The following is a 21,602-nucleotide window of genomic DNA, read 5'->3' as shown; positions in this document are numbered from 1 at the left end:
AACGCGACGAGTCTCGCAAGCCGGGGGGCCGTCCCGCAGTGCCGAAAGTCCCGCTGTGCCGAAAGTCCCACGTGACCTTCGGCCCTGCGCGCCGCGCGCGAGTCGCGCCAGGGTGGCGGCATGAACGACACCGCACCGGCCGCCCGCGCGGCCATCGTCTACGAGTCCATGTTCGGCAGCACCCGCCAGGTGGCGGAAGCCATCGCGGAGGGGCTGCGGCCGTTCGCGGCAGTGACCATCGTGAAAGTCAAGGACGCGCCGGAGGCCTTCCCGGACGCCGACCTCCTGCTCGTCGGGGCGCCCACCCACGTGCACTCGCTGAGCCGCCCCTCCACCCGGGTGGAGGCGGCGAAGTGGGGAGACGACCCACCGGCTGCTCCCCAAGCGGAGCTTCCTGGTCGACAAGGAGAGCGCGCTGGAGGCCGGTCAGCTCGAGGTGGCCAGGGAGTGGGGCCGCACGATCGGCGCGGCCCTGCGCTCCTCGGTCGCCGTCTGACGCGGGCTCAGGACCGACTCGGCACAGGACCGACTCGGCTCAGGACCCGTGGATGACGAGCACCGGGCAGTCCGCGTGCTCCACCACCGACCGCGACACCGACCCCAGCAGCAGGCCGGTGAATCCGCCGAGCCCGCGGCTGCCCACGATCAGCATCTCCGCGTCCTCCGCCTCGGCGATCAGCTGCCGTGCGGCGGAGCCCGAGCGGATGACGGTCGAGTACCAGGGCGGCAGCGTGTCGCCGAAGACCTCGCGGGAGGCGTCCTCCGCGATCGTGTGCGCGTCCCGCTCGGGATCCCAGCCGCCCATGACGTACCCGGGCCACGACGGCGGGAACTCCCACACCGTCACGCCGACCAGGCTGCAGCCCAGCCGCTCGGCCATCCGGGCGCCGCGGCGCAGGGCGGCCAGCGACTCCGCGGACCCGTCGAGTCCGACGACGATGCGGCCGCCGGGGTGGATGCGGTCCTCGGACTCCTCGGTGCGGGGTGCGTCGCTCATCATGCTTCCTTCCGTGCGCGGATCACCAGCGCTCCGGCTCCGGCTCGCGTCGGAAGCGCCGGCCGGACATCGATTCGATGTCGATGCGAACGTAGCGGTACTTGAGGGTCGGGATCCAGGGCCGCAATGGCGCTTTGTCGGCTTCGTCGATCTCCGCCTGGTGGTCGAGCTGCTTGGCTGTGCCGTGGACGATGACGCTCCAGGCCTCGTCGTCGGTCCAGCCGTCGCACTCGAACGCCACGGTGTCGTGCACGGTCAGCTCCAGCAGCTTGGTCCCCGGCGCGGTCCGGATCAGGATGCTCGACCCGTCGGAGTAGAAGTTGACCGGGTAGATGTCCGGCTCGCCACCCACGGCCGTCGCCAGCCTGCCGACGCTCGCGCCCTTCAGGACCTCCCGGCACTCGTCGCGGTCCAGCACCCGGACCGGGTCATCCGATGACATGGCTCTCTCCTTCCGCCTTCTGCTGCCCCGCCCGCGCCCCGGCGGTCGGGGCGTGCACCACGATCGTCGGCGAGGACAGGTTGAGCAGCACGTCGTACGCGACGGCGCCGAGGCTGCCCAGCTGCGCGTGCGCCCGGCGCGAGTCCCCGATCACGAGGAGCTCCGCGCTGCGCGCCAGCTCGTTGAGCGCGGCGCCCGCCGGCCTCCTGACCACGCGGCTGCGGATCACGATGCCGGGCTGCCTCGCCCGCGCCCGCGCGACGGCCGTCGCGAGGAATCCGCGCGCCTCGTCGTCGCGCCGAAGCTGCCAGTCGCGCCGCTCGTCGGGGTCGTCGGAGTCGAACGGGATGTGCGCCTCGGACGAGCGGACGGTCATCAGCTCGCAGTGGTGGTCGCAGGCCAGGTCGGCCGCCAGGTCGACCGCTGCCTCCCCCGCAGGCGTGTCGTCGACGCCGACGATCACTCCGCGCCGCATCCGGGACGCCGCCTCCGGAATGATCGCGACGGGGCCGGTCGCGAGGTTCGCGAGCTGGAGGCTGCGCGAGCCGAACGCGCGACCGTAGTGGAAGCCGGTCTTGTGCGTGCCGACGGCGATCATCGTCCCCTCGTCGCTGTAGGCGGCGAGCTCCGCCATCGGGCTGCCGGTCCGGGCCTCGCCGCTGATCGGCACGTTCACCCCCAGGGAGCGCGCGTAGGCGAGCTCCTCCGCCAGCCGCTTCTCCGCGTCCTGGTCGACCTCGTCGATGAGCAGCGCCCCCACGGCTCCCCACTCGTCGTCGGCGACATGGACCAGCGTCACGCCGACCCCGCGCTCCCGCGCCCCGGCGACCGCCCAGCGGATGGCGGCACGAGCCGGCACCGATCCGTCCACCCCGACGACGTATCCGCGGATCTCCATGGGACACCTCCGCCTGCAGTCTGGTCGGCGGCGCGACCCTCCGAAGGGCCATTGGTCCCGTGGGACCTTCGGCCTGCCCCGGGACCTGACCGCGGCGCTTGACTCGGTCACGGAACGGAAGGCGGGGAGATGGCGGTCATGCGAGCGTGGCGCACCACGGGGACGAGCGGAGGCCTCGAAGCAGTCGACGCCACGGTGCCGGAGCCCGGGCCCGACGAGGTCCTGGTCGAGGTGGAGGTGTGCGGGATCTGCCGCACCGACCTCCACGTGATCGACCACGAGATCCCCGTGCACCGCCCGCGGGTGACGCCGGGCCACCAGGCGATCGGCACGGTGGTCGACACCGGCGAGGCCGTGACGTCGCTGGAGCCCGGAGCCCGTGTCGGGGTCGCCTGGCTGCGGCGCACCTGCGGCGAGTGCGTCTTCTGCCGCCGCGGAGCGGAGAACCTGTGCCCGCGTTCGGAGTACACCGGTTGGGACGCGGACGGCGGCTTCGCCCAGTACCTGGTGGCGCCCGCCGCGTACGTCTACCCGATCGCGGCGGACGCCGACGCGCTGGAGACCGCACCGCTGCTCTGCGCCGGGATCATCGGCTTCCGGGCACTGCGCCGGGCTCAGCTCCCGCCGGGCGGCAACCTGGGCATCTACGGCTTCGGGTCGAGCGCGCACGTCACGGCGCAGCTCGCGATGGCGGAGGGCGCACGCGTTTTCGCGATGACCCGCGGCGTGCAGAACCGCGACCTGGCCCGCGACCTCGGAGTCGACTTCGTCGGCGAGGAGGACGAGGAGCCCCCGGAGCCGCTGGACTCCGCGATCGTGTTCGCGCCGGCGGGCGGGCTGGTCCCGGTGGCGCTGCGGGCGACCGCGAGCGGAGGCACCGTCGTGCTCGCGGGGATCGAGATGTCCGACCTCCCGCCGCTCTCTTACACGGAGTCCCTGTTCCGGGAGCGCGACCTGCGCACGGTCACCGCGAACACCCGCGAGGACGGCGCGCGGTTCCTCGCGCTCGCCCGCAACCTCCGGCTCCGTCCGACGGTGACGGCCGTGCCGTTCGACGGGCTGGCCGGCGCGATCGACGACCTGCGACGCGGCAGGGTCAGCGGCTCGCTGGTCCTCCGGGTCGCCTGAGGGAAGGGGCAGGACGATGACGGAAAGGACAGGACGATGACGGACCGGACGATCGTCTGCTGGAACGGCTCACCGGCGGCGGAGGCGGCGCTCGGCTGGGCGCTCCGCCGTGCGCGCGGGACCGGCTCGACGCTGGAGGTGTACGACGTGGTCGACGACGCCCTCTTCCTGGGCGACCCCGCCGCCCTCGACCGGGCGAAGGAGCAGGAGGAGGACCGGCTCGACTCCCGGGTGGAGGAGCTCGGGGAGTCCGACCCCGGCGTCGTATCCGGGGCCAGGGTGTTGGTCGGGGACCCCCTCGACCTGCTGGCCGCCCAGGCCAGGCCCGACACCCTCGTCGTCGTGGGCACCCGGCACCGGGTCGGGCCGCGGGTCCGCTACGGCTGGTCGCTCGGATCGCGGCTCGCGACGGCCGCGGCCGGTCCCGTCGCGGTCGTCCCGGTGGAGGAGACGGAGGCGGCGGCCGCGCGCAGGGGCGTCGTGGTTGGCGTGGACGGCTCGGAGGTCGGGCGGCTCGCCCTGGAGTTCGCCGCCGGCGAGGCCGAGGCCCTGCGGGAGCCGCTGACGATCGTGCACTGCTGGGTGGCGCCGCTGTCCGAGCAGCCGCTCGTGGTCCCCGACGACGACTTCGTGACCACCCAGGAGACGGAGCGGCAGGCCCTCCTCGACGACCACGTCCGCGCGGTGCGCGGCCGGCACCCCGGCGTCGCCGTGCGGCACGTACTGTTGCGCCAGAACCCGATCTCCGGCCTCCGCGTCGAGTCGGAGCACGCGTCGATGCTGGTGGTGGGGAGCCGGCGTCTGACGGGCTGGAGGCGCACCTGGCTCGGTTCGGTGTCGCACGGGCTCGTGCTCGACCTCGCCGCGCCGACCGTGGTGGTCGGGCAGGAGACGGAGGTGCAGGGCACGGAGTCGCTGGACGCGGAGGGGCACGACACGGAGATGCGCGACACGGCGGTGCAGGACACGGAGGTGCCTGCGACCTCCCCGGGAGCTACACTCGGCGCGTAAGGGCGCGTGCAGCTCACGGCGCCCGCCTCCGTGCCGCCGCCACCGAGAGGAGGCCCGCCATTCCGGGCGATGAGCCGATCACCTTCCCCGACGCGCCTCGCGCCGAACTCGACCACGCTCTCAGCGAGCTCGTCGAGCAGGCCAGGAAGGTGCTGGACACCCAGGGCCGCCTGCGCGCGCTCGTGCGCGCGAACCGGGCGGTGGTGTCGCACCTCGACCTCCCCGTCGTGCTGCGGACGATCATCGAGGCGGCCGTCGAGCTCGTCGGCGCCCGCTACGGCGCGCTCGGGGTGATCGCCGAGGGCGGCGGACTCGAGCAGTTCATCCACGTCGGCATGACCGACGACGTCGTGGACCGGATCGGCCACCTCCCGGAGGGGCACGGCCTGCTCGGCGCCCTCATCGACGATCCCCGGCCGATCCGCCTCGACTCGATCGCCGACGACCCGCGCTCCTCTGGCTTCCCGGAGGGCCACCCGCCGATGACGGCGTTCCTCGGCGTCCCCATCACCGTGCGGGACGCGGTGTACGGGAACCTCTACCTGACCGACCCGGTCGGCGGCGGGTTCACCGAGGACGACGAGCAGCTCGTGAAGGCGCTGGCCGCCAACGCCGGCTTCGCCATCGACAACGCGCGGCTGTTCGCCGAGACGGTCGCGCGGCAGGCCTGGAGCGCGTCCGCCGCGGAGATGACGGCCAGTATCCTCGGCAGCGACACGGCGGAGGCGCAGGAGGAGTTCGCGACCCGTGCCGCCGGGCTGCTGGAGGCGCGCTCTGCGGTCGTGCTCGGCACCGGCGTGCCCGATGATCCCGCAGCGCTGCTCGGGCGGAGCGACCGGCAGGCCGGCGGCGCCGAGGAGTGCGCCCTGGTGCTCGACAACGACCGCGTGCGCAGCGCGATCGAGGGCGCGCAACCGACCCGGCTGGACGAGCTGAGCGGCTACGCGTTCGCGGACGGCTGGGAGCCGGGGCCCGCGGTGGTCGTCCCGTTCGACGGCAAGACGGGTTCGCCGGAGGTGCTGATCGCCGTCCGGGAGAGCGGGGCGCCGCCGTTCACGGCTTTCGAGCTCGAGCGTGCCGTCACGTTCTCCCGCCAGGCCGCCCTGGCGATGGAGCTCGCGGAGGCGCGCGCCGACCGCGAGCGCGTGGTGCTGCTGGAGGACCGCGCCCGCATCGCCCGCGACCTGCACGACCACGTCATCCAGCAGCTGTTCGGCGCCGGGCTCGAACTCCAGAGCGTGCAGTCCGCCCTCGGCCCGGGAGCGCTGGCCGACCGGATCGACGGCACCGTGAAGTCGCTCGACGACGCGATCGCCCAGATCCGCACGGCCATCTTCTCGCTCTCGCGCCAGCAGGGGCCGGCCGACAGCCTCCGCCACCGGCTGCTCGACATCGTGCAGGAGGTCGGCGTGGCGCTCCCCCGGCCGGCGACGGTCTCCTTCGCCGGTCCGGTCGACCTGGTGGCCGACCCCGCGCTCGCGGACGATGTCGCGGCGTTCGTGCGGGAGGGGCTCACCAACGTGGTCCGGCACGCGGGCGCCGAGACGGCCACGGTCGACGTCGTTGCGTCCGCGGACGAGATCACGGTCGACGTCGCGGACGACGGCGCCGGGATCGGCGAGACGAGCAGGCGCAGCGGTCTGGCCAACCTGTCCGAGCGCGCCGAGCGGCGCGCCGGCGTGCTCGACGTCGAGTCCACCCCGAACGGGACGCGCCTGCGGCTGCGGCTGCCGGTCCCCGTCGAGCGGGTCCGATGAGCGCGCCGCCGATCCGCGTCTTCCTCGCGGACGACCACGAAGTCGTCCGCCGTGGTGTGGCCGCGCTGATCGACGGACAGGACGACCTGGAGGTCGTCGGCGAGGCGGCCACCGCGGCGCAGGCGCGGGCCAGGATCCTCGCCGTCCGGCCGGACGTCGCCGTCCTCGACGTGCGGCTGCCCGACGGCAGCGGCATCGACGTCTGCCGGGCCGTGAAGCAGGCGGAGCCGGGCATCCGGTGCCTGATGCTCACCGCGTACGACGACGAGGACGCCCTGCGCAGCGCGATCATCGCCGGCGCCGACGGCTACGTGGTCAAGGACATCCGCGCGAGCACGCTGCTCGACGACATCCGCGCCGCGCACCGGGGCAAGCGCCTCATCGACCCGCGTGTCGCCGAGCGCGTCTCGGCGACCCTGCGCGCGCCCGCCGACGACCCGCGCTTCGCCTCGCTCGGCCTCCGCGAGCGGCAGGTGCTCGCGCTCATCGCAGACGGACGGACCAACCGGCAGATCGCGGAACGGCTGGGCCTGGCCGAGAAGACGGTGAAGAACTACGTGAGCTCGCTGCTGGCCAAGCTGGGCCTGGAGCGGCGCACGCAGGCCGCAGTGCTCCAGCTCGAGCACCGCGGCCGCGCCTGACCGGACTCAAGCTCCGGTCAGCCCCCTCGTCCCCCGCTTCTTCCCCCGGTCTCAGATCACCGACCAGCCCGCATCGGACGGGAGGACGGCGCCGTTCACGTTCGACGAGTCGTCGCTGAGCAGCCAGGTGATCGCCGCCGCCAACTCCTCCGCCGTCGCCGGTTGCGGCACGTTGGTCTGCATGTACGCTGCCATCCGCTCGCCCGCGAACGCCGACCGGAACTCCGCCTGGATGTTCGTCATGGTCGCGCCGGGAGCGACGGCGTTGCAGCGGATGCCCTTGGCCCCGTAGAAGAACGCCGTGCTGCGGGTCAGGCCGTTCACGGCGTGCTTGGACGCGGTGTAGGCGGCCCCCGCGGCCGAACCGCGGAGGGCCGCCTCGGAGGACACGTTCACGATGGTCCCCGTTCCGCGCTCCAGCATCCCGGGCAGCACGGCCCGCGTGAGCCGCATCACCGCGGTCAGATTGACCCGCAGCACCCGGTCCCAGACGGCGTCCTCCACCTCGGCGGGCGGGAGGAAGTCGTCCATGATCCCCGCGACGTTCGCCAGGGAGGTGACCCGGCCGTCCGCGACCTGCATCACGTCGGCCACCACGTCCTCGTCGCTCACATCGCCGGCGAAGGTCAGGAGGCGGTCCGAGCCGAACTCCTCGGCGAGCGCCGCCAGGCGCGGCTCGCTGATGTCCGTCGCGACGACGGTGGCCCCTTCGGCCAGCAGGCGGACGGCGGTGGCCCGGCCGATCCCGGAGCCCGCCCCGGTCACGATCACGCGCGCGTCGGAGAACCGGCCCTCGACGATGTGCGTCGACATCCGGGGCGCCCCGTCAGGCCTTGGATCCGGCCGTGATCGGGACCTTGGTCGGGGCCGGCAGCGGCGCGAACGGGACGTCGATCTTCAGAACGCCCTTCTCGAACGTCGCGGCGATCTTCGACTGATCGGTCTGCTGCGGGAGCATGATGCGCCGGTAGAAGCTCTGGCTGGACTCGCGGATGACGTACTTCTTGTCCTTGTCCTCCTCCTTCTCGTGCTTCTCGGCCTGGATCACGAGCGCGCCCTCGTCGATGTCGACGGAGACATCGCCGTCGTCGAAGTCGGGGAGGTGGACCTCGACCACCATCTCCTTGTCGTCCTTCGTGTAGATGTCGGTCGTCGGCAGCATCGTGCGCCGGCTCCCGAGCATGCCGTCCTCGAAGAAGTCCCGCTCCATCCGGCTCAGCTCGGCGAACGGGTCGAAGCGGACCAGATTGCGTGCCATGACGGTGTCCTCTCTCCTCGGTGTCCGTTGTGACGCCGGTACCGTACGGCCGCCGGGCGCTCCCGCGGTGGGCCGAAGGTCCCGCGCGTCCGGCGGGACCTTCGACTCATCCGAGCCGGGTCCGGCGCACGGATGCTGGGAGCCATAAGGGGGATCTCCGACATGAACACTCGAGCAACGCACTTCCTGCGGATCGCCGGCTCGGCCGTCCTGGCCGGCTTCCTCGCGGTGACCCTGGGCGCCGCGGCCGCCGCGCCGGCGCAGACCGGAGGAGGCACGGGACCGCACTTCTACAGCGGGGTCGCCGTGGACGTGTCCGGACCGGTGAACGGCGATGTCTACGCTGCCGGGCAGAGCGTCACCGTCAGCGGCGACGTCACCGGCGACGTGATCGCCGCCGCCCAGACCATCACGATCAGCGGCCGCGTCAACGGCAACGTCCGGCTCGCCGGGGCGAATGTGACGATCACCGGCCAGGTCGCGCGGAGCGGCACGATCTTCGCCTCCGACCTCCTCATCGACGCCGGGGGGTCCGTGCAGAACGACATCGTCGCCACCGCGTCGACGATCCGCGTCGCGGGCGACGTCGGCAGGGACCTGCTGGTCAGCGTCAGCGACCTCCGGATCGATGGGAACGTCGGCGGCGACGTGACCTACGCCAGCCCGACGACGGCGCACATCACCGCCGGGGCGGTCGCCGGGAGCATCAACCACGTCCAGACCCAGCAGCCCTCCGCGCCGCAGATCTCGCCGTGGGCCGCGGTGCTGGGCTGGTTCCTGGGGCTGGTCTACGCACTAGTGGCGCTCAGCCTGCTCACCGTCGCCGCCGGCCTGCTCGTCCCGCGCATGCTGACCGGCGTCACGGACCGCCTCCTGCCGTCGCCCTGGCGCGCGCTGCTGGTGGGGTTCGTCGCCGCGATCGTCGTGCCCATCGGGCTGCTGGTCCTGCTCGTGACCATCGTGGGCGCCCCCCTCGCGCTCGCCGGCCTGCTGATCTGGACCGTGCTGACGCTCGCGACCTTCCTGGTCGGCGCGCACTACCTCGGGCGGGTCGTGCTGCGCAGCTCGCCGCATCCCGTCCTGCAGTCCTTCGTGGGCGGGCTGATCCTGATCGTCGGGCTGCAGATCCCGGTCCTCAACATCCTGGTCTGGCTGGCGATGGTGTTCTTCGGGCTCGGAGCAGAGCTGCTCGAGCTGTACCGGGTGCGTCCCTGGCGCGTCGGCGGAGCGGCTGCCCCTGCGGCGCCGTCCGCGACGGCGCCGCAGCCGGACGCCGGCCAGGTCCTGACGGGCGAGCCGCCCCGGCAGTAGCGAGAACGAGAAGAGGGAACCCATGCCGACCACCGGCGCGGCCGTCGACGTCCGCGGCCTCCGCAAGTCCTTCGGGCGCACCGTCGCGCTCGACGGGCTGGACCTCACCGTCGAGGCCGGGCAGATCGCCGGCTTCCTCGGCCCGAACGGCGCGGGCAAGACCACCACGCTGCGGGTGCTGCTCGGGCTGCTGCGGGCCGAGGCGACGACGCTGCGCGTCCTCGGCGCGGACCCCTGGACCGACGCGGTCGAGCTGCATCGCCGGATCGCCTACGTCCCCGGTGACGTCAACCTGTGGCCCAACCTCACCGGCGGCCAGATCATCGACATCCTGAGCCGGCTGCGCGGCGGCGTCCGCCCGGCGCGCAGGGACGAGCTCGTGCAACGCTTCGACCTCGACCCGTCGAAGAAGGCCCGCACCTACTCGAAGGGCAACCGGCAGAAGGTCGCGCTGATCGCGGCGCTCGCGTCGGACGCCGAGCTGCTGCTCCTCGACGAGCCGACGGCGGGGCTCGATCCGATCATGGACGCCGAGTTCCGCACCTGCGTCCGGCAGGTGCAGGCCGACGGCGGCTCCGTGCTGCTGTCGAGCCACATCTTCGCGGAGGTCGAGCGGCTCTGCGACACCGTGACGATCATCAGGAAGGGGCACACCGTCGAAGCGGGAACGCTCGCGGAACTGCGGCACCTGAACCGCACGAGCGTGTCGGTGGTGCTCGGAGACTCCGGCGGCGGGCTCTCCCGCATCGCCGGCGTCCACGACCTCGCCCTGGACGGCCCCCACGCGTCCTTCACCGTCGCCGACGAGGACCTCGGCACGGTGCTCGCCGCGCTCGCCCCGCTGAAGCCGCAGTCGCTCGTCTGCACCCCGCCGTCGCTGGAGGAGATCTTCCTCCGGCACTACGGCACCGAACTGTCCGCCCTCGCTTCCCCCGCATCATGAACGCCTCCGCCACCGCCGCGTCGCTCGGACGACCGGCATCCCCCGCCACCGGCTCGGCGCCCCGGGCCGACCTGCACGGCCTGCCGCACATGCTGCGCTTCGTCGTCGCGCGCAACTGGCTCCGGCTGCTGGTCTGGGCGGTCGTGCTCGTGGGGATGATCCCGCTGGTCTACGAGTCGCAGCGCGCGGCGTTCCCCACCCAGGCCTCGCGTGAGGCGTACGCGCGCATCGCGGACACGCCGTCGGTCGCCGCGCTCACGGGCACGCCTTACGCGGCGAACACGCTCGGCGGCATCCTGGTACTCAAGATCTGGATGACCCTCGCCCTCAGCCTCGCGCTGGCCACGATCTTCCTGGTGACCCGCAACGGCCGGGCCGACGAGGAGGGCGGCCGGGCGGAGCTGCTGCGGGCGAACTCCCTCGGCCTGCACGCCTACACGGTCGCGAACTACCTGGTGGTCGGCGCCTTCGACCTCGTCGTCGGAGCCGCGATCGCGCTGACCGCCGCGGCGCTGACCCTCCCGGTCGGCGGCAGCCTGGTGCTCGGGGGATCGCTGGCCGCGGTCGGGCTGTTCTTCCTCGGCGTCTCCGCGCTCTTCGGCCAGCTGGCCTCGACCGGACGCGGCGCGAACGGCTGGAGCACGGCCGTCCTCGGCGCGGTGTTCGTGCTCCGGGCCGTCGGCGACCTCAACGGCACGGGGACCGCGCCGTCCTGGGTCTCCTGGCTCTCCCCGATCGGCTGGGGACAGGCGATGCGCCCGTACGGAGAGAACCGCTGGTGGCCTGCGCTGCTCCTGGTCGGCGGAGCGGCGCTGCTCTGCGCGATCGCCCTCCGGCTGGAGGGCCGCCGCGACCTCGGCGCCGGCGTTCTGGCGGACCGGGCCGGGGCGCCGCGCGCCGGAGGCTTCCTCACGTCCCCATTCGGGCTCGCCGTGCGGGAGCAGCGCGGGCTGCTCGTCGGATGGTTCGCCGGCAGCATCACCCTGGCGATCCTGTACGGCTCGGTGGCGACCGCCATCGCGAACCTGCTGGGCTCCAACCCGGTGTTCGCGGCCTACATCGGCGGCCACACGTCCACGTTCGTGAACGCGATCCTCGGCTGGCTGGTCTTGCTGAACGGGATCATCGCCAGCGCGTTCGGCGTGCAGACGGCGTTGCAGGCGCGGAGCGAGGAGGCGGCGGGATACGCCGAGCCGCAGCTCGCCGGGAGCATCTCCCGGCTGCGCTGGTCCGGCTCCCGGCTGCTCGTCGCAGCCCTCGGCTCCGCGCTCCTGCTCGCCGTGAGCGGATTCGTCATGGGCGCGGCGTACGGGGCCTCCACGTCGGACTTCTCCCCGGCGTGGACGCTGACCGGCGCCTCCCTGGCCTACTGGCCAGCGGTCCTGGTGAGCGCCGGGGTCCCCGTGCTCCTCTTCGGGCTCGTGCCGCGGCTCGCCGGAGTGCTGTCCTGGAGCTACCTGAGCGCGATGGCGATCCTCAGCTTCGCCGGAACGCTGTTCGGCCTGCCGTCCTGGCTGGTCGACCACACACCGCTGACGGCGACGCCCCGGCTGCCGGGGGTGGCCTTCGACGGGGTTCCGCTCGCGATCCTGGCGGGTGTCGCGGTCGTGCTGTGGACGGTCGGCCTCGTCGCGTTCCGCCGCCGGGATCTGGCGGTGGACGCCTAGATCGCAGGACGGTCCCGCGTCACCACTCGTCCCGATCGTCGGGCCCGCTCGGCACCACGAACGCGTACTCCTTCGGCGTGACGAGTACCGGGCACGGCAGGTTCAGCAGGACGTCGTGGCTGACGGAGCCGAGCATCGAGGCCGCGAACCGGCCGCGGCCGCGGGTGCCGACGACGATGGCGACCGCGCCAGAGCCCTGCTCGATGAGCGCCTCGGCCGGGTTCCTCCGCACCACGACCGGCAGGATCGGCGCCGTTCGAGCGATCGGGACGTCGGCGACCGCCTCCGGGATCACGGCCTCCTCGCGCTTCAGGAACGCGGGATCGGCGTGTTCCCCGGACTCGAGGGCGGAGTGCAGGGCCTCCGGCACGTCCCAGGCGTGCACGGCCTCGACCTGCGCGCCCGACCAGCTCGCCTCGGTCACGGCGAGCGCCAGCGCGGAGCGCGCGAACGCCGAACGGTCGACGCCGACCACCACGACGTTGCGCTCGGGACGGGGCGACGCGGGGATCACCGCGACGATGCAGTCCGCCTTCGCCGCGAGCTTCAGCGGGAGGGTCCCGGTCCGCGCCCCGCTCTGCAGCGGGCCCTTGTCCGTCCCCACCACCAGGAGGGCGGCGCCCGCGGCCTCGCCGAGGAGCGCGCTCGCGGGCGGCCCCTCCACCCAGCGGACCTCCACGGCGATGCCCGGGGCGAGCGCGCGCACGTGATTCCTCGCCTGCGCGAGTCCAGCCTCCACGGTGGTCTCGAGGTCGAACCGCGGCCCGAAGACCGCCCCGCCCAGGCGGGTGTCGATCGCGTGCACCACCTCCAGTGCGCCGCCGCGGCCGGCGACGCGCTCGGCCGCCCAGTCCAGAGCCCGCCACGCCGACGGCGACCCGTCGAATCCGACCACCGTGCGCCCGTCGATCGCCATCGTGAACCCCCTCGCCGATCCGTCCCGCTGACGAGCCTGCCCCGCGGAGGAGCCCCGGGCCAGGGACCTTCGGCCCTTGCCGCGCCGAACGCGTGCGCGGTCTGATGGGCCCATGAGAAACCACTACGAAGCGTCCCGGATGGGGATGCACGACGTGCCGCCCGCGGGCCGCGCCCTCGTCGTCGCGGTCGTCGCCTGGAGCCTCGCCTGGAAGGGCGCATCCCTGTGGCACGCCGCCAGGAACGGCAGCAAGCCGTGGTTCGTCACGCTGCTGCTGACCAACACGCTCGGCGTCCTCGACGCGGTCTACCTGTTCGGGGTGGCCCGCAGGCGCGGCAGGGAGGAGCTCGACGAGCTCGCGATCCTGGAGGTCACCGGCGAGCCGGAGCAGGAGGGCCACCCGCAGGAGACCTGAGCGACGGCGCCGCCGTACGGCGCCACCGCTCCGCGGGACCTTCGGCCCGCCCGGCGATCCGCTCGGGGATCACGCTGGTGGCGACCGAAGGGGGCACCGTGGACATCGTCGCAAGCGCGCCGGGCATCTACCTCGGCTGGGGCTCGTTCACCATCCAGCTCGGCAATCTCATCGTCATCGTGATCATGGTCGTGCTGTTCGCGCTGGCGCTGCTGCTGCCGTTCCCGAAGGCGAGGCGCCGGCGATGAGCGGGCCGCACGCCCCGACCGGCGCGGACCAGGAAGAGGTCTACACCTGGACAGGCCGCGCCCGCCGCTGGCTGCTCAAGGTCCTCCCGCCGGAGAAGCTGCTGCCGCAGGACCAGCCGAGCTACGTCTCCTCGTGGATCTACGTGTTCGGGATGGCGTCGCTGGCCGCCCTCGCGGTCGTCATCGCGTCCGGCCTGGTGCTCAGCCTGAACGGCCCCGCCTGGTACCACGTCTCCGGCCTCGGGCACTTCACGAACAGCGTGCACCTCTGGAGCGTCGAGCTGTTCTTTCTGCTGATGGTCGTGCACCTCTGGGGGAAGTACTGGATGGCGGCCTGGCGCGGCGGCCGGGTGCTCACCTGGATCACGGGCGTGATCGCCTTCGCCGTGTCGATCGCGGCGGCGTTCACCGGCTACCTGCTGCAGACGAACTTCGACTCGCAGTGGATCGCCTTCCAGGGCAAGGACGCCCTCAACGCCGTCGGGATCGGCGCCTGGTTCAACGTCGCCGACCTCGGGCAGATGCTCACCTGGCACATCGTGCTGCTGCCGATCGGCGTCGGCGCGATCGTCGTGCTGCACGTGCTGCTGGTCCGCGTGCACGGCGTCGTGCCGCCGATCGACGCGACCGAGAACGACGACCAGGTCGTGCACCCGTACAACGAGTCGACCTACGACGAGTCGACATTTAACGAATCAGGGGCCCCGCGATGACGCGCACACCCAGCATGACCTGGCGTCGCCGGGACGACATCGCCGGCCGCCCCTGGCGCGGGCGCGTCCGCGACTACGACCTGTTCAAGGAGGTCACCATCGGCGTCATCGTCGTGGGAGCCGTGACGCTCGGGCTCGCCGCGGTGTTCGGGTCGCCGGACGAACCGGGCGTCACCTTCGCCTCCTGGTCGGCGGCCGACCCCGTCGACTTCGCGTCCACCGCGACGGCCGAGCTCGACGGGACGAGCAGCACCGCCCAGTACGGGCCGCCGTACAACGACACGCAGGGCGCCACGCAGACCCTCGGCCCACTCGACCTGCAGAGCCTGTCCGGCGTGCGCCTCCCGATCGACACCGCGCAGGCCTTCGTCATCGGCCCGCTGCGGACACTCCCGACCGTCCCGGCCGCGGTGGCCCGCTGGACGAGCGCCACTCCCGCCCAGCAGGCGAAGTGGGCGGCCGCGTACGAGAAGGCGCTGGCCGCCGACACGGGGACCGCGCTGCCGAAGTCGTCGGGCGCCTACGGCCCGGTGCCCGCGATGATCTCGTCGCTCAGCGGGATGGCGCGCAGCGGCGCGCTCGACGGAGCGCTCACGAGCCAGGGCGGCTTCTACGCACTGAACCACACGCCGGCGATCCTGTTCCTCGGCGACGGCCAGTACTTCCGGAACCTCGCGGCGGCACAGCACCTCACCGGGGACCAGTGGGGGATGATGAACGAGACCGGCAACACGCCGGGCCAGGCCTGGCTGTGGCTGTTCTCGCTCTTCTACCAGGTCCAGCCGTTCGCGTCGCTCTCGAACGCCGACCTGGTCATCGTGCTCATCATGGGCACGCTGACGCTGCTGCTCGCGCTGCTGCCGTTCATCCCGGGTCTGCGCACGATCCCGCGTTGGATCCCGCTGCACCGGATCATCTGGCGGGACTACTACCGGGCGACCCGCGTGAGCGCGAGCACCGGGCAGAGCGCCACAGCGTCGTCCGCCGCGTCGAGCTCGTCGGCGCGCAGCGGCACGTCGGAGCGCCGTGACATGCCGAAGCGAGTGGCTTCCTCGTCGCGGAGCGAGACCGGGTAGCGATCGCCTATCCGTTGCCCTAGGCCGCGACGCCCTCCCGCTCCCTCGTGGCCGCGCCCGCCGCCCAGGTGCGGTAGCCGCCGTCGAGGTTGACGACGTCGAACCCGTGCTGGGTGAGGATGCGCGCCGCGGTGTGCCCGCGCTGTCCGACCTGGCAGTGCACGACGACGGGGCCTGCGGGCAGCTCGGCGAGCCGGTCGCGGAGGTCGTCGACGGGGATGTTGACGGCGCCGGGGATCGCGCCGGCGGCGTGCTCGCCCGCGGTGCGGACATCCACCAGGGTCGCGCCGGCGGCGAGCGCCGCGTCCAGCTCGTGCCACTGGATCGCGCGGGTCGCGCCGGTGCGGAGGTTGTCGGCCACGTAGCCGAGCTGGTTCACCGGGTCCTTCGCCGAGCCGAACTGCGGCGCGTACGCGAGCTCGAGGCGGGCGAGCCCGGAGGCGGTGATGCCGCCCGCCATCGCCACCGCGATGACGTCGACGCGCTTGTCCACGCCCTCCCCGCCGACGAGCTGCGCGCCGAGGATCGCGTCGGTCGCCGGGTCGACCAGCAGCTTCATCGACATCGGCTGCGCCCCGGGGTAATAGGTCGCGTGCGACGTCGGGTGAGTGTGGATGACGCGGTGGTCGCGCCCGGCGGACACGAGCTGCCGCTCGCTCCAGCCGACCTTGGCGACGACCGTGTCGAACACCTTCACGATCGCGGTGCCGAGCGCGGGAGTGTTCCGCTCGTCGTGCCCGGCGATCACGTCGGCGACGGAGCGTCCGTGCCGGTTGGCCAGGCCGGCCATCGTCACCAGGGCCGCGTCCCCGGAGAGCGCGTCGATCTTCTCGACACCGTCGCCGACGGCATAGATGTGCGGGTCGCTGGTGCGGTTGCGCGCGTCGACGGCGATCCCGCCGGTCGGGCCGAGCGCCAGCCCGGCGGTGCGCGCCAGGTCCACGCTCGGGACCACGCCGGACGCGTCGACGATGAAGTCGGGACGCAGCGCGCTCCCGTCGCCGAGGACGACGACACCGTCCTCCACCGTGTCGATCGTGACGCCGGTGCGGACGTCCACGCCGTGGCTGCGCAGCTGGGCCTCCAGCGGCGCCACCATCTCGGGGTCGAGCGGGCTCAGCAGGTGCGGCCCGCGCTGGACGAGGGTGACGTGGATGCCGCGCCGCACCAGGTTCTCCACGGCCTCCAGGCCGATGAAGCCGCCGCCGACGACCAGCGCCGACGGGTGGTCGGCCGCAGCGTCCACCAGCGCGCCGATCGCGTCCACGTCCTCCACCGTGCGCAGCGTGTGCGTGGGGATGCCCGGATGTCCCGCGGCCTCGCGCGCGGAGGCGCCGGCGGCGAGGACCAGCTCGTCGTAGCCCTCGGTCGCCGTCTCGCCGCTCGCGAGGTCGAGCACGGTGACCGTGCGTTGCGCGGCGTCGACGGCGATCACCTCGTGGCCGGTGCGGACATCCAGCCGGAACCGGGACGCCAGCGACTGCGGGGTCTGCAGCAGCAGCGCCGACCGGTCGCGGATCACCCCGCCGACGTAGTACGGCAGGCCGCAGTTCGCGTAGGAGACGTACGGGCCGCGCTCGAAGACGACGATGTCGCGCGACTCGTCCAGCCGGCGCAGCCGCGTGGCCGCCGACATTCCTCCGGCGACGCCGCCGACGATGATCGTTCTCACTGGGATGGTCCTTCTTCCGCACAGGGGGTCCGCGGAGCGGATTTCGTATACCCCCGCCGGTATCGTACTATACCTCCAGGGGTATCCCGAATCCCCCCAGAGCGAATCCCCGGAGAGGACCAGCCCATGTGTTATCCCGTCACCTGCTCCACCTGCGGCAAGACGACCTGGAACGGCTGCGGCCAGCACGTCGCGGACGTGCGCCGGAACGTCCCGGCGGCGCAGTGGTGCGAGGGCCACGCCGAGCAGACCACAGCAGCGGCCGGCGCCGGCTTCCTCGGCCGCCTCTTCGGACGGAGCTGACCGTGGACCGCACCCCCGCCGACATCAAGCCCGTGCTGAACCGCCTGCGCCGCGCGCAGGGTCAGCTGAACGCCGTGATCGCCGCCGTCGAGAACGGCGGCAAGTGCCGCGATGTCGTCATCCAGCTCGCCGCGGTCTCCAGCGCGCTCGACAAGGCCGGCTTCCAGATCATCGCCACGGCGATGGAGAAGTGCCTGAACGACCCGGACGACACCTCCGACCCGATGACGGTCGCGGAGCTCGAGAAGCTCTTCATGACGCTGGCGTAGCCCGCACCGCGCCGCCCGCGCGCCGCGCCACCGCCGCGACCGACACCGCCGACGTCGCCAGGCTGATGAGCGCGCCGAGCAGAATGGCACCGCCCTCCCCCGGCGCGAGCGTGTGGGTCTGGAGGCCGAGCGTCACGGCCGCGACCGGCACGCCGAGCTGACCCGCCGAGGCGACGGCCTGCGCCCAGGGCAGCCCGGCGAGCCGGGAGGCGAGGTGGGCGAGCACCGCTCCCACGCCGAGCGCGACGCCGAGCAGGATCATGGCGGGGTGCGCAACCAGCGCGCGCAGGTCGAGCGACGCCCCGAGCCAGACGAAGAACAGCGGGCCGAAGAAGCCCTCCGTCATCCCGAACAGCTGCCGCGCCAGCCGGTGCGGCTCGCCGACGGCCGACAACACCAGCCCGAGCGCGAACCCGGCGATCAGGATCGAGAGCTGCGCGAACTGGGCGATCGCCGCGAACGAGAACAGCACCAGCAGGCTGAGCCGCAGCTCGAGCGCGAACCGGCGCCGCTCCGAGTAGGCGTGCAGCGCACGGCGGCGATCGGAGCGGACCCAGCGGGTCAGCGCGAACCACAGCCCGACGGCGAGCGCCGCGATGACCAGCACCCCGATCCCGGCGGTCAGCGCCCTCCCCGGCTGGACGACCAGCGGCAGGAGGACGACGCACACCACGTCCGCGACGGCGATCTGCGCGACGAGCTGCGCCGCGGAGCGCTTGTCCACGTTCACGGACTGCAGCATCGGCAGCACGAGCGCCGCGGACGACGAGGCCAGCAGCACGCCGTAGAGCAGGCCGTTCCCGGAGTGCCCCACGGCGGCGAGCAGGGCGGCCAGGATCGCGGCGGCCGCGCCCACCAGCGCGGCGCCGAGGGCGCCGCGGGCGAGCGCAGAGCGGACCTCCGGGTCGCGGACCGGCACGTGCGACCCGACGACGACCATCGTCAGCCCGAAGCCGATCGAGGCGAGCAGCTGGAAGTCGTCGTTCGCCGGGTCGACCAGCCGGAATCCGGAGACCCCGATGAGGAGCCCGCCGAGCAGCTCGCCCACCACGACGGGCACGCGCCAGATCGAGCGCGCGGCCGCCAGCGGGCCGAGCAGGCCGACGGCCACCACGAGCGCGAGGACGGCGAAGCTCATGCGGAAACCGTAGCCGCTTCCCGCCGCCGTACGGCGCGGGCCGTTCCGTCGCGGCGCGCCGCGGGATTGCATAGCCGATCCTTAGCCCGTTCTCAGCCGACGTAAGAATCCGCAAAGATTCGTCCAGCATCGTGGGAGCCATGGTTGAGACGTGGGCCGCGACGACGGCACCGGTGCGGCGCCCCCGGACGCGCCGCGGCGCCGCGACCCGGCACCGGCGCGGCTCCCGCGCCGTGCGCATCCTGCTGGTCGCCAGCGTCATCGCCGTCCTCGCGATGTGGTGGTTCAGCGTCCCCGCGAACTTCGCCGCCACCCCCGCGAACGCGATCACGTCACTCGGTGAGCTGAGCGGCCTCGTCGGCGCGCTGCTGGTCTGCTACCAGGTGCTGCTGATCGCCCGGGTGCCGTGGTTCGAGAACGCGGTCGGGCTCGACAAGCTGGTCTCCTGGCACCGGTCGCTCGGGGCCTCGGTGATCTTCCTCATCGTCGTGCACGTGGTGTTCATCGTGCTGGGCAGCGAGGTCATCGACAAGAGCACGCCGTGGGACGAGTTCTGGACCGTCTACTACTCGTACCCGGACATGCTCCCCGCCCTGGTCGGGACGATCGCGTTCCTGGCGGTCGGGCTCTCCAGCGCCCGGCTGATCCGCACGAGGCTGTCCTACGAGGTCTGGTACTGGCTGCACCTCACGACCTACGTCGCGATCTTCCTCACCTTCCTGCACCAGCTGAGCGCCGGTCTGCACTTCGTCGGATACCCGCTGAACCGCGTGCTCTGGATCCTGCTCTACCTCGGCACCGCGTCGGCCGTGCTGACCTGGCGCTTCATCCTGCCGACGATGGACGCGTGGAAGGGTCGCATGCGCGTCGTCGCCGTCGTCCCGGAGGGCCACGGCCTGAACAGCGTCTGGCTTGAGGGGCCGAACGTCGACAAGCTGGGCGTCCGCGCGGGGAACTTCCTGCTCTTCCGCTTCTTCGCCTGGGGCCACCTCGGCACGGCGCACCCCTATTCGGTGTCGGCGGTGCCGTCGAACGGCCGGCTGCGCATCACCGTCGGGACGCTCGGCGACCACTCCAGCCGGCTGACCGCGCTGAAGCCGGGGACGATGGTCTTCGTCGAGGGGCCGTTCGGGCACTTCACCGCCGACCGCGCGAGCCGCGGCAAGCTGCTCCTCATCGCCGGCGGCGCCGGCATCGGGCCGATCCGGGCGCTCGCGGAGGAGCTGGTGTACCGCGGCGGCCGTCCGGTGGTCCTGTACCGGGTCAGCGCGCCGGAGCAGCTGGCGCTGCTCGGCGAACTGCAGACGATGGAGGGCGTCACGGTCATCCCCCTGGTCGGCCGGCGCGCGGAGCTCGGCTACGACCCGCTCGGCCCGGGCCCCCTCAGCCGCATCGTCCCGGACCTCCACAACTGGGAGGCGTTCATCTGCGGCCCCGAGGGCATGGCCGAGCAGGTCGAGTCCTCGCTGCGCGAGCTGCGGATGCCGAAGCGCTTCATCCACCGAGAAGAACTGAGCATGTCATGAACGGACGGCGACCATGAACAACAAGTCCTGGCGCGGGACCGTCCTTTTCACCATCATCCTCGTGGTGATGGGCGCCACCGTCGGCCTCAAGCTGTACGGGGTGGGCGCGCAGACCAGCGCGGTGTCGTCGGCGCACGCCTCGACCTCGCCGTCCGCCGCGCCCACGCCGACGGCCGCGACGCCGACCACCACGCCGTCCGCCGCCGCGACGGCGGCCCCCGCGCCCGCGGCCGCCACCAAGACCGTCACCGGCACCGCCGTCGACACCCGTTACGGCCCTGTCCAGGTGAAGGTCACCTTCGAGGGCACGAAGATCACGGCGATCGACGCGATCCAGTATCCGACCGAGAGCGGCCGGGACCAGGAGATCAACTCGCAGGCCATCCCGATGCTGCAGCAGGAGGCGCTGGCCTCCCAGTCGGCGAAGATCGACACGATCTCCGGCGCGACCTACACCTCCGAGGGCTACATCCAGTCGCTGCAGTCGGCCATCGACCAGCGATGAGGTTCCTCGAGACCGTCATGGGCATCCCGATGTCGATCGACATCCGGGACGCCGCGGAGGACGTCGCTGCCGCGGCCGCCGAGCGCGCTTTCCGGGTGCTCCGGGACGCCGACGAGCGCTTCTCCGCGTACCGTCCCGACAGCGAGCTCAGCCGGGTGAACGCCCGCGGCGGCGACGCGTCGGGGGCGAGCGAGGACTTCGCGGAGGTCGTCGGGCTCGGCTCGGCGATGGCGGACGCCTCAGGCGGGGCGTTCCGCATCCGGCGCCCCGACGGCACCTGGGACCTCGACGGCGTCGTGAAGGGCTGGGCGGCCGACCGGGCCGCGCGCTCGCTCGCCGTGAGCGGGCTCCGGGACTTCTGCCTGAACGCCGGCGGTGATGTCGCGGTCTCCGGCAGCCCCGGCGAGGGCCGGCCGTGGAACGTGGGCGTCCGTTCCCCGGACAGCGCCGCGGAGGTGCTCGCCGTGCTGGAGGTCCGGGACGGCGGCGTCGCGACCTCCGGCGCTTACGAGCGCGGCGCCCACATCGTCGACGGCCGCACGGACGCCGCGGCGACCGGGCTGCGCAGCGCGACCGTCGTCGCCCGCGATCTCACGACCGCCGACCTCCTGGCGACGGCCGTGTTCGCGCTCGGCGAGGACGGGATCCGCTGGGCGATCGGCAACGGCGCGCGGGGCGTGCTCGCCGTCGACGCGAGCGGCCGGCTGCGCGGGCTCGGCGAGCTGGCGTTCGCCGGAGCGGGGCAGCCGCGATGAGCGGCGACGGGCC

The 21,602-nt window shown here is 72.9% G+C and carries 25 protein-coding genes; 17 read left to right on the top strand and 8 right to left on the bottom strand.

The window, feature by feature from the left end:
- Positions 1 to 120 precede the first annotated feature (120 nt).
- The gene (locus tag HNR13_RS05965) at positions 121 to 552 is read left to right on the top strand and encodes a flavodoxin family protein (RefSeq protein ID WP_246312723.1); all 432 of its coding nucleotides are present in this window, start codon (positions 121 to 123) and stop codon (positions 550 to 552) included.
- On the opposite strand, the gene HNR13_RS05960 is transcribed toward HNR13_RS05965, so the two are convergent.
- Genes HNR13_RS05960 through HNR13_RS05950 form a run of 3 tightly spaced genes read right to left on the bottom strand, consistent with a single transcriptional unit; the run spans position 536 to position 2,337 of the window.
- Positions 536 to 997, bottom strand: coding sequence for a universal stress protein (locus HNR13_RS05960; protein ID WP_246312722.1), 462 nt, complete (start codon positions 995 to 997; stop codon positions 536 to 538). The two genes, HNR13_RS05965 and HNR13_RS05960, sit on opposite strands and share 17 nt — an antisense overlap.
- Before the next feature lie 22 nt (positions 998 to 1,019).
- A complete protein-coding gene (locus tag HNR13_RS05955; RefSeq protein WP_179604906.1) occupies positions 1,020 to 1,439 on the bottom strand; it encodes a pyridoxamine 5'-phosphate oxidase family protein in 420 nt (139 codons plus the stop codon).
- Positions 1,426 to 2,337 (bottom strand): universal stress protein, encoded by a 912-nt coding sequence (locus HNR13_RS05950; protein WP_179604905.1) that lies wholly within the window; start codon positions 2,335 to 2,337, stop codon positions 1,426 to 1,428. The genes HNR13_RS05955 and HNR13_RS05950 overlap by 14 nt, the downstream gene beginning before the upstream one ends.
- A gap of 129 nt (positions 2,338 to 2,466) precedes the next feature.
- Between HNR13_RS05950 and HNR13_RS05945 the strand changes: the two genes are divergently transcribed.
- The 4 genes from HNR13_RS05945 to HNR13_RS05930 all read left to right on the top strand — a co-directional run bounded on the left by HNR13_RS05945 (position 2,467) and on the right by HNR13_RS05930 (position 6,874).
- Positions 2,467 to 3,465 carry a zinc-binding alcohol dehydrogenase family protein gene (locus HNR13_RS05945; protein WP_246312721.1) on the top strand — a complete coding sequence of 333 codons (999 nt, stop codon included), beginning with the start codon at positions 2,467 to 2,469 and terminating at the stop codon, positions 3,463 to 3,465.
- A 36-nt stretch (positions 3,466 to 3,501) separates the two neighbouring features.
- On the top strand, positions 3,502 to 4,476 hold the full coding sequence (locus tag HNR13_RS21485) for a universal stress protein (protein ID WP_179604904.1): 975 nt from the start codon (positions 3,502 to 3,504) through the stop codon (positions 4,474 to 4,476).
- A 149-nt stretch (positions 4,477 to 4,625) separates the two neighbouring features.
- Positions 4,626 to 6,233 carry a GAF domain-containing sensor histidine kinase gene (locus tag HNR13_RS05935; protein WP_343063475.1) on the top strand — a complete coding sequence of 536 codons (1,608 nt, stop codon included), beginning with the start codon at positions 4,626 to 4,628 and terminating at the stop codon, positions 6,231 to 6,233.
- Complete coding sequence (locus tag HNR13_RS05930; RefSeq protein ID WP_179604903.1) at positions 6,230 to 6,874, top strand: response regulator; 645 nt, start codon at positions 6,230 to 6,232, stop codon at positions 6,872 to 6,874. The genes HNR13_RS05935 and HNR13_RS05930 overlap by 4 nt, the downstream gene beginning before the upstream one ends.
- Before the next feature lie 51 nt (positions 6,875 to 6,925).
- Here HNR13_RS05930 and HNR13_RS05925 read toward each other — a convergent pair whose 3' ends face one another.
- The gene (locus HNR13_RS05925; RefSeq protein WP_179604902.1) at positions 6,926 to 7,687 is read right to left on the bottom strand and encodes an SDR family NAD(P)-dependent oxidoreductase; all 762 of its coding nucleotides are present in this window, start codon (positions 7,685 to 7,687) and stop codon (positions 6,926 to 6,928) included.
- A gap of 13 nt (positions 7,688 to 7,700) precedes the next feature.
- Positions 7,701 to 8,132 carry an Hsp20/alpha crystallin family protein gene (locus tag HNR13_RS05920; protein ID WP_179604901.1) on the bottom strand — a complete coding sequence of 144 codons (432 nt, stop codon included), beginning with the start codon at positions 8,130 to 8,132 and terminating at the stop codon, positions 7,701 to 7,703.
- 162 nt (positions 8,133 to 8,294) lie between these two features.
- Here HNR13_RS05920 and HNR13_RS05915 point away from each other — a divergent pair, with 162 nt between their 5' ends.
- Genes HNR13_RS05915 through HNR13_RS05905 form a run of 3 tightly spaced genes read left to right on the top strand, consistent with a single transcriptional unit; the run spans position 8,295 to position 12,053 of the window.
- Positions 8,295 to 9,443 carry a DUF8173 domain-containing protein gene (locus HNR13_RS05915; RefSeq protein ID WP_179604900.1) on the top strand — a complete coding sequence of 383 codons (1,149 nt, stop codon included), beginning with the start codon at positions 8,295 to 8,297 and terminating at the stop codon, positions 9,441 to 9,443.
- Positions 9,444 to 9,465: 22 nt separating this feature from the next.
- Positions 9,466 to 10,386 carry an ABC transporter ATP-binding protein gene (locus tag HNR13_RS05910; protein ID WP_179604899.1) on the top strand — a complete coding sequence of 307 codons (921 nt, stop codon included), beginning with the start codon at positions 9,466 to 9,468 and terminating at the stop codon, positions 10,384 to 10,386.
- On the top strand, positions 10,383 to 12,053 hold the full coding sequence (locus HNR13_RS05905) for an ABC transporter permease (protein ID WP_179604898.1): 1,671 nt from the start codon (positions 10,383 to 10,385) through the stop codon (positions 12,051 to 12,053). Before HNR13_RS05910 ends, HNR13_RS05905 begins: the two co-directional genes overlap by 4 nt.
- Before the next feature lie 19 nt (positions 12,054 to 12,072).
- Here the strand turns inward: HNR13_RS05905 and HNR13_RS05900 are convergent, their stop codons facing one another.
- Positions 12,073 to 12,969, bottom strand: a complete 897-nt coding sequence (locus HNR13_RS05900; protein ID WP_179604897.1) for a universal stress protein — start codon at positions 12,967 to 12,969, stop codon at positions 12,073 to 12,075.
- 112 nt (positions 12,970 to 13,081) lie between these two features.
- On the opposite strand from HNR13_RS05900, the gene HNR13_RS05895 reads away from it, so the two are divergent.
- The 4 genes from HNR13_RS05895 (at position 13,082) to HNR13_RS05880 (ending at position 15,421) form a co-directional block, all read left to right on the top strand.
- Positions 13,082 to 13,384: a DUF5652 family protein gene (locus HNR13_RS05895; protein WP_246312720.1), complete on the top strand. Its 303-nt coding sequence runs from the start codon at positions 13,082 to 13,084 to the stop codon at positions 13,382 to 13,384.
- Positions 13,385 to 13,482: 98 nt separating this feature from the next.
- Positions 13,483 to 13,632, top strand: coding sequence for a hypothetical protein (locus HNR13_RS05890; RefSeq protein ID WP_179604896.1), 150 nt, complete (start codon positions 13,483 to 13,485; stop codon positions 13,630 to 13,632).
- Entirely contained in the window at positions 13,629 to 14,345 is a 717-nt protein-coding gene (locus HNR13_RS05885) for a cytochrome b N-terminal domain-containing protein (protein WP_179604895.1), read from the top strand. The genes HNR13_RS05890 and HNR13_RS05885 overlap by 4 nt, the downstream gene beginning before the upstream one ends.
- Positions 14,342 to 15,421 carry a hypothetical protein gene (locus HNR13_RS05880; protein WP_179604894.1) on the top strand — a complete coding sequence of 360 codons (1,080 nt, stop codon included), beginning with the start codon at positions 14,342 to 14,344 and terminating at the stop codon, positions 15,419 to 15,421. The genes HNR13_RS05885 and HNR13_RS05880 overlap by 4 nt, the downstream gene beginning before the upstream one ends.
- 19 nt (positions 15,422 to 15,440) lie before the next feature.
- Here HNR13_RS05880 and HNR13_RS05875 read toward each other — a convergent pair whose 3' ends face one another.
- A complete protein-coding gene (locus HNR13_RS05875) occupies positions 15,441 to 17,093 on the bottom strand; it encodes an FAD-dependent oxidoreductase (protein WP_179604893.1) in 1,653 nt (550 codons plus the stop codon).
- A 126-nt stretch (positions 17,094 to 17,219) separates the two neighbouring features.
- Between HNR13_RS05875 and HNR13_RS05870 the strand changes: the two genes are divergently transcribed.
- Complete coding sequence (locus HNR13_RS05870) at positions 17,220 to 17,396, top strand: hypothetical protein (protein WP_179604892.1); 177 nt, start codon at positions 17,220 to 17,222, stop codon at positions 17,394 to 17,396.
- A gap of 2 nt (positions 17,397 to 17,398) precedes the next feature.
- Positions 17,399 to 17,665, top strand: coding sequence for a metal-sensing transcriptional repressor (locus HNR13_RS05865; protein WP_179604891.1), 267 nt, complete (start codon positions 17,399 to 17,401; stop codon positions 17,663 to 17,665).
- On the opposite strand, the gene HNR13_RS05860 is transcribed toward HNR13_RS05865, so the two are convergent.
- Positions 17,649 to 18,803, bottom strand: a complete 1,155-nt coding sequence (locus HNR13_RS05860; RefSeq protein ID WP_179604890.1) for a cation:proton antiporter — start codon at positions 18,801 to 18,803, stop codon at positions 17,649 to 17,651. The two genes, HNR13_RS05865 and HNR13_RS05860, sit on opposite strands and share 17 nt — an antisense overlap.
- A gap of 140 nt (positions 18,804 to 18,943) precedes the next feature.
- Between HNR13_RS05860 and HNR13_RS05855 the strand changes: the two genes are divergently transcribed.
- From HNR13_RS05855 to HNR13_RS05845, 3 genes are read left to right on the top strand one after another with little or no spacing between them, the layout of a single operon-like run.
- Positions 18,944 to 20,329 carry a ferredoxin reductase family protein gene (locus tag HNR13_RS05855; protein ID WP_179604889.1) on the top strand — a complete coding sequence of 462 codons (1,386 nt, stop codon included), beginning with the start codon at positions 18,944 to 18,946 and terminating at the stop codon, positions 20,327 to 20,329.
- Between the two features lie 13 nt (positions 20,330 to 20,342).
- Positions 20,343 to 20,834: an FMN-binding protein gene (locus tag HNR13_RS05850; RefSeq protein ID WP_179604888.1), complete on the top strand. Its 492-nt coding sequence runs from the start codon at positions 20,343 to 20,345 to the stop codon at positions 20,832 to 20,834.
- Positions 20,831 to 21,589 (top strand): FAD:protein FMN transferase, encoded by a 759-nt coding sequence (locus tag HNR13_RS05845; RefSeq protein WP_179604887.1) that lies wholly within the window; start codon positions 20,831 to 20,833, stop codon positions 21,587 to 21,589. The genes HNR13_RS05850 and HNR13_RS05845 overlap by 4 nt, the downstream gene beginning before the upstream one ends.
- Positions 21,590 to 21,602: the final 13 nt, after the last annotated feature.

The sequence above is a fragment of the Leifsonia shinshuensis genome (assembly GCF_013410375.1).
Classification (GTDB): Bacteria; Actinomycetota; Actinomycetes; order Actinomycetales; family Microbacteriaceae; genus Leifsonia; species Leifsonia shinshuensis.
This window is presented reverse-complemented; position numbering and strand designations above follow the sequence as displayed.